Genomic DNA, 6,583 nt, shown 5'->3' with positions numbered 1-6,583 from the left:
GGGGACCACCGTCTGACGGTGGACCCCCGGGCCGTTGTTCGTCTTCTCCGCGCGGTCAGACCTGCGCGGGTGGTGCCGATGCCGGCATCGACTTCTCCACCGATTCGGCAGCTGCCGACGGTGACAGACCGGCCAGCCCACCGCCGGGCCGACCCACACTGGCACTGGGGATCTCGTACGCGGTCTCGGCGTGCAGCGTGGTGTCGAGGCCCACCATCTCGGTCTCGTCGTCGACGCGCAGCCCGATCAGCTTGTCGAGTCCCTTCGCGATGAGCCAGGTCATCACGAACGAGTAGGTGCAGGTGATGGCGATGCCGGCGAGCTCACGCCAGACGATGTCGACCGGACCGCCGAACAGGACGCCCTGGACACCGGCCGGAGCGGCCTCGGTCGCGAACAGGATGATGCAGATGGTGCCGACGATGCCGCCGATGCCGTGGACGGCGAAGGCGTCGAGCGTCTCGTCGATCTTGAGCCTGCTCTTGAAGCTGAGCAGGAACGCGACGACCGCTGCGGCGAAGATGCCCACGCACAGTGCACCCAGCGGCGCCATGCTGCTGGCGGCAGGGGTGATGCCGACCAGGCCCGCGACGGTGCCGGTGATCAGGCCGAGCGACGTGACGTGACCCTCGCGCCACCGCTCGATGATCGCGAACCCGATCATGCCGGCGGATCCGGCGAGCAGCGTGTTCAGGATGACCGCCTGCGCAAGGAAGTTCGCACCGAGCGCGCAGCTGCCGTTGAAACCGAACCAGCCGAAGAACAGGATGCCCCCGCCCAGCATGGTCATCGGGAGGTTGTGCGGACGCTCCATGCGGCGCTTGCGGGCCCCGAGGACGACGGCCAGGGCCAGAGCCGCGACACCGGAGTTCATGTGGACCGCGGTTCCGCCTGCGTAGTCGACGATCTCCAGCTTGTTCAGCAGGAAGCCGCCCTTGTAGTTGTCATCGACGTCGGCCGAGAACACCCAGTGTGCGACCGGGAAGTACACCACCAGGAGCCAGATCGGCGCGAAGACCAGCCAGGCGGAGAACTTCATCCGGCCTGCTGCTCCACTGGCGACGATGGCAATGGTGATGGCCGCGAACAGGATGAACCACGCCGCGAAGTACAGCGTCTGGGTCGCGCCGGAGGCGTCGTCGGTCAACCAGTTGGTGAGACCGATGAAATCGGTCGGGTTGCCGATGAGGCCCCACCCGCCCACCGACGGACCGGACACGAGCCCGTAGCCGATGACGACGTAGAGCACGGCGGTGATGGCGAGGGTCGACATGACCATCGACATGATGTTCAGCACGTTCTTCGAGCCGACCATGCCGCCGTAGAAGAAGGCGAGGCCGGGGAACATGAGAAGGACGAAGACGAATGCCGCCAGCATCCAGGCGAGGTCGGCGTTGGCCGCGAGTATCGGTTCCATGGGCGATCTTTCGGTTCGGAGACTGAAGAGGTCGGTGGTTTGGTGCACCAGCAGCTCACGGGCGTCATTGACCGCGTAGATACGCGACGACGTTGTCGCGATAGTCGAGAAATCCCTTGTAGGCGGCGATGTCCTCACCGAGCGACTCGATGACGGCCGCCAACTGATCGGCCCACTCGGGTATTCGTTTCACGTCCTCCAGCGAGGCCATGAATGTCCGGATATTGAACGTCACGGCACCCGACATCGGCAACCGGACGAAGTGTTCGAGCTCGATTCGCAGGCGTGCCCTGGCGAAATCGCCGTCGGCAACCATGGCCGGGACGTCGGCCGCCCATGTCGGCAACTCTTCGAGACTCACGTCGAGCTTGTGCGAATCCGACGCCGACAGAGTCCAGTTCACCCTGCGGTACACCTGATCTGCCGGTAGCCTGCGCAGGAATTGTTCGGCGCGGGCGACGATGCCCTCGCGAAGCATGCGTGGTACCGGGGCGTGGATTTCGTACATGTCCATGCCCACGTCGAAGGAGACCGACCAGGCCGCGGCGAAGGTCACGACACCGGCGTCGAAGTACAGATGCCCATCGCGTTCGGTGACGAGGAGCAGATCGTCGGGCACCTCACGGGCCAGGAACTGCATCGGTCCGCACGGCAGGGTGTCGGGGTCGCCGAGCACGAATTCCTGGTCGGTGCCCAGGATCTCGTTACGCCAGTGGAAGCGCCCGTCGCCGAACTCGTCGAGGTGCATGAGGCCGGGGTAGGAGATGCCGAGGTCGCGCAGGTAGTAGAGCAGCAGATCCCAGCACGCGATCTCCATCCCGGCACGGACCCGCACCCGTGAGGGGTCGTTGTCCAGGATCCGGCGACGTTCGGCCATGATCTCGGGATACTCGGCACCACCGAGATCGACCAGGTGCCTTCCCCATTCACCGCCGCGCGTGCACCGCGGGATGCGTGCGGGCTCGACGTTGACGCTGTAGGTGAACTCCTCGAGGTCGTCCGGGAACGGCCACGGCAGGTTGGACAGGTGGTCCACCGGCCCCGTGAGGAAATCCCGGATCGATGCGGTCGGTATCGCTTCTGTGGTCACAGGTCCACCTCGATGTTCTGGCCCCGGGAGACGCAGCACAACATCGCGTCACCGAGGGCTTTCTCCTCCTCGGACAGGACGAGGTCACGATGCTCGATGATGCCGTCGCGCACCGGTATCCGACATTCGCCGCACACACCCTGGCGGCACAGGTTGGGCACCTCGACACCATGGTCGAGGAGTCGTTGCAGGAGGGAAACGCCGGCCGGGACGTCGATCCGGTCGCCGGTCGAGGACAGCGTCACCGTGAAGGGGTCGCCAGGGTCTTGTTCCGGAGCCGCGAATCGTTCGAGATGCACACGCGCCGTGGGCCACCCGGCCTGTTTCGCGAGTTCGGTGTACGTCTCGAGCAGGGATGCCGGTCCGCACGCGTACGCGTGGGTACCCAGGGCCTGGGCACGGAACCGTTCGGCGAGCAACTCCGCGGTGGCGTCGGCCCCGGACACCTCGTGCAGGGTGATGTTCGGCTGCTGGGCGAGCGCGCGGAGATCGTCGAGGTGGGCGCCGCAGCCGGGCCGGTACGAGTAGACGATGTCGGCACGACGCCGCTCACGCGCCAGCGCACGCGCGTGCGACAGGACCGGGGTGATGCCGATCCCTCCTGCGACGAGCAGTGCTCCACGCTGGCCGAGGACCGGCGCGAACATCGACCGGGGTCCCTCCACCTCGACGACGGCGTCCTCGGACAGGTTGTCGTGCAACCAGTCCGAGCCGCCGCCGGCGCCGCGTCGGAGCACCGAGATGCCGTAGGTGTTCGGGCACATGCCGTCGTCGACCAGCGAGTAGGCATTGCGGTGCTCACCGGCGGTGACGATCAGATGGCTGCCCGGTTGATAGGGCGTCAGAACCTGCGGGGCGTCGTCGAACGGCGCGAACCGGAAGTGGGTGATGTCCTCGGTCAGCCGACGAACCGTGACCACACGCATCGGGCGCGCCGAGGTCACGTAACCCGGGTGCAGGTGTGCGGGGATGGCTGCTGCGGTCATGCATCACCGCCCGCCGCTGAGGCGAGGAAGCTGCCCATCGTCGGCGAATGATGCTCGTGAACCTCCAGATCACGAGCGCAGCCCGGACAGGAGACGACCCCGCCCGCACGGCCTTCCACCCGGAAGGTGGTGCGGCAGTGCGCACAATAGAGCGGAAGGTCGCGGGTGTGGACGACGTATGACGACAACTCCGCGGGAACCGCTCCGGCCTCACGTGCCATCGCCAGCGCGGTCATCACGTCGTACTGACCGCCGGTGACGAGGATGCGCGTGCCGGTGAGCGCGGCATCGAGGGCGGCGTTCAGGGACCGGCGATCCTGCTCGTCGGTGAGGGTGTCGAGCACCAGGAGTCGGGTGGCTCCGACGGCCTCGGCCGCCGCGACCCAGTTCCGCGACACGTGAGCGGTCTCGGCGTCGTCGCCGACCGCGACGACGAGGAAGGCCGCCCCGGTGGTGTCGACGTCCGGCGGAGTGGTGGGCCAGACCGGCATGCCCGGACCGGTCGGCGCCGACTGTCGAGCGGCGTTGCGCAGCCACCGGGCGGCTCGGTCCCGGTACTTGATGATGCCCTTGTAATCGGCCATGTCCTCGGGCAATTCGGCCAGGACCTCGGCGGCACGACGACGCCAGGGGTCGACGGTGGCCAGCAGCTCGAGGGGGAGCAGGTAGGTGCGGATGAGGAACATGACGGCACCGGAGTCGGGGAGCCGGATGAGGTGCTGCACCTCGACGCGCAGGTGGACCCGGCGGCCGAACTCGGCGTCGTCGACGAGCAGGATGGCCTCGCGGTCGGGTCCCCACTCGGGGTAGATCTCGGTCGAGACGTCGAGGCGGCGGTCGATGGTGAGTGTCCAGTTGGTCCGCCGGTAGGGCTGGTGCGGTTGCAGCCGTTTGAGGAACTCGTGGGCCCGGGTGATGACGCCTTCCCTGCGAACCCGTGGGACTGGTCCGTGGATCTCGAGGAAGCTCATGCCGACGTCGAAACCGAAGCTCCAGTCCGCGGCGAAGGTCACCACACCGGCGTCGACGAACAGCTGGCCGTTGCGCTGGTCCAGGAGCGCGATGTCCTCCTGGACCTGGGAGGTGATGTACCGCAGCGGTTCGTCGGGGAGCGTGGTGGCGTCGCCGTACCGGAAGCGCTGTTCGATGCCGAGGATGTCGTTGCGCCACAACCATTCGTCGGGACCCGTCGAGCGCAGCTGCATCTGCTCCGGGTAGGCGGCATCGAGTTCGCGCATGAGGGTGAACATCGCGTCCCAGGTGGCGGGGACCATGTGGGGGAGTACCGCGTGCCTCGTCGGGTCGGCGGCGAGGATCGCCCCCCGCTGGTCGACTTCGGCGCGATATTCGGAGTCGATGTCGACGATCGCGGTGCCCCACTGCCCCGCCGGTGTGGTGACGGGCTGCTCGGCCGGTTCGACGTTGGTGCTGTAGCGATACCGGTCCTCGAGGAAGGGGAACGGGAACCCGGCGACCAGGTCGGCGTCGTCCGGCGTTGTGGGAGTGGTGTTCTGGATCGTGCTCGTCACAGGGGGACCTCCAGGGTGCAGCCGCCGGCGGCGCGAGAGACGCACGGCATGATGGCGTCACCGGCGTCCTTCTCCTCGGCACTGAGGTAGAGGTCGCGGTGGATGGGTGATCCGCCGGCCAGGGGAATGCGGCATTCACCGCACACGCCCTGACGGCACAGATTGGGGACCTCGACGCCTACCTGTTCAAGGGCCTCGAGCATGCTCGTCCCCGACGGGACGTCGATGCTCCGCCCGGATTCGACGAGGTCGACGCGGAAGGGATCACCGGCGTCGAGCGCGTCGATCCCGAACCGCTCGAAATGAATTCGGGAGTCGGGCCATCCGGCCTGCGCCGCCGCGTCGACGACGGCGTCGATCATCGCCGACGGCCCGCACACGTAGAGGTGGGTGCCGACCGGCTGGGCGCGGAGAGCTTCGTCGAGGCGTTCGATGAACGAGACGCGGTCGGTGAACAGTTCGGCGCGGGCTCGTGCAAGCGCGGCCACGTCAGCCACGTGGGCGGCCGCGTCCTTCCGGAAGACGTAGAGCAACTGGATGTCTCGCCCCCAGCGCACGGCTGCGCGCAGATGGGACACCATCGGGGTGATCCCGATTCCGCCGGCCACCAGCAGATGCTTGCGGGCGCGGGCGATGGGCGCGAACGCGCTGCGGGGGAGTCCGACGGTCAGCAGGTCACCGACCGCGAGCACCTCGTGCAGCCAGCGGGATCCACCCTTGCCGTCCGCGACCTCGAGGACCGAGATCGAGTAGTGCGTCGGATGCGTGCCGTCGCCGGTCAAGCTGTAGGCGTTGGTGTTCTCGCCGGCATGCACCACCAGATGGCTACCCGGAATGAAGCCGGGCAGCGAACGTCCGTCCGGGTGGGCGAGGATGATGCCGCGGATACCCGCGACGGTCGTGTCGATCGAGGTCACGACGAGTTGCATCGTGACGGCCCGATCGGCGCGGCGATTCGTCGACGCCGCACCGACATCGGCCGAATCAGGTTCTGCGACTGTGATGCTCACAGCTCGATCTCCTCGGTGGTCAAGAACTGGGTCTCGGCGTCGACCATGAACCCCAGGAACTGACCCGTTCGACGGGACACGTGGTGGTACACGAGCAGGTCGCGTCGACAACCGGCGCAGGGGATGACGTCGTCGATCGCCACTCGGGCGCGCGTGACCGTCCGGCAGTGCGAACAGAACACGTCTGCCTCGGTCGGTTCGACGGAACCCGTTGTGCTGAAATCGATCTCGTCGTCTTCGAGACCGGCGTTCACGGCGACGGCGCGCAGCCGCAGTGCCGAGCCGGCGTCGGCGACGATCCAGACCCGGACCCCGACGGTGGCCTCGGCAAGCGCGTCGGCCAGCAGGTCGGCGGCCGTGTCGGCGTCGCCGTGGATTCGGGTGGTGGCCAGCGACGCGAGGTCGGCTTCCCAGCGACTCAGTGCATCGGCGACGTCCCCCACACCGACCAGCAGGTAGGAACTGCCGGTCGGCGCGGGAGTCGACGTCTCGACCAGGTCACCAGGTCGCGCCCACACCGGCACGCTGGAGTACGCGATCTGCGACATGGC

The 6,583-nt window shown here is 67.5% G+C and carries 6 protein-coding genes; all 6 read right to left on the bottom strand.

Going from position 1 to position 6,583, the window contains the following annotated elements; translation table 11 throughout:
* Positions 1-55 precede the first annotated feature (55 nt).
* On the bottom strand, positions 56-1,417 hold the full coding sequence (locus tag NWF34_RS23970; RefSeq protein WP_159404644.1) for an ammonium transporter: 1,362 nt from the start codon (positions 1,415-1,417) through the stop codon (positions 56-58).
* A gap of 64 nt (positions 1,418-1,481) precedes the next feature.
* Complete coding sequence (locus tag NWF34_RS23965) at positions 1,482-2,507, bottom strand: DUF3445 domain-containing protein (protein ID WP_258326294.1); 1,026 nt, start codon at positions 2,505-2,507, stop codon at positions 1,482-1,484.
* Positions 2,504-3,493, bottom strand: a complete 990-nt coding sequence (locus tag NWF34_RS23960; RefSeq protein WP_159404642.1) for a PDR/VanB family oxidoreductase — start codon at positions 3,491-3,493, stop codon at positions 2,504-2,506. Before NWF34_RS23960 ends, NWF34_RS23965 begins: the two co-directional genes overlap by 4 nt.
* Positions 3,490-5,022, bottom strand: a complete 1,533-nt coding sequence (locus NWF34_RS23955) for a DUF3445 domain-containing protein (RefSeq protein ID WP_258326293.1) — start codon at positions 5,020-5,022, stop codon at positions 3,490-3,492. The genes NWF34_RS23960 and NWF34_RS23955 overlap by 4 nt, the downstream gene beginning before the upstream one ends.
* Positions 5,019-6,032: a PDR/VanB family oxidoreductase gene (locus tag NWF34_RS23950; protein ID WP_258326292.1), complete on the bottom strand. Its 1,014-nt coding sequence runs from the start codon at positions 6,030-6,032 to the stop codon at positions 5,019-5,021. The genes NWF34_RS23955 and NWF34_RS23950 overlap by 4 nt, the downstream gene beginning before the upstream one ends.
* Entirely contained in the window at positions 6,029-6,580 is a 552-nt protein-coding gene (locus tag NWF34_RS23945; RefSeq protein WP_258326291.1) for a dimethylamine monooxygenase subunit DmmA family protein, read from the bottom strand. The genes NWF34_RS23950 and NWF34_RS23945 overlap by 4 nt, the downstream gene beginning before the upstream one ends.
* Positions 6,581-6,583: the final 3 nt, after the last annotated feature.

The organism is Gordonia sp. GONU, from assembly GCF_024733855.1.
GTDB classification, from domain to species: domain Bacteria; phylum Actinomycetota; class Actinomycetes; order Mycobacteriales; family Mycobacteriaceae; genus Gordonia; species Gordonia amicalis.
Note: the sequence above shows the minus strand (reverse complement) of the source record. Positions and strands in the feature narration are given on the sequence as shown.

What these genes read in the sequence shown, in the direction of transcription:
- NWF34_RS23970 (WP_159404644.1), bottom strand. Translation starts at nt 1,417, where the DNA reads ATGGAACCGATACTCGCGGCCAACGCCGACCTCGCCTGGATGCTGGCG.
- NWF34_RS23945 (WP_258326291.1), bottom strand. Translation starts at nt 6,580, where the DNA reads ATGTCGCAGATCGCGTACTCCAGCGTGCCGGTGTGGGCGCGACCTGGT.
- NWF34_RS23960 (WP_159404642.1), bottom strand. Translation starts at nt 3,493, where the DNA reads ATGACCGCAGCAGCCATCCCCGCACACCTGCACCCGGGTTACGTGACC.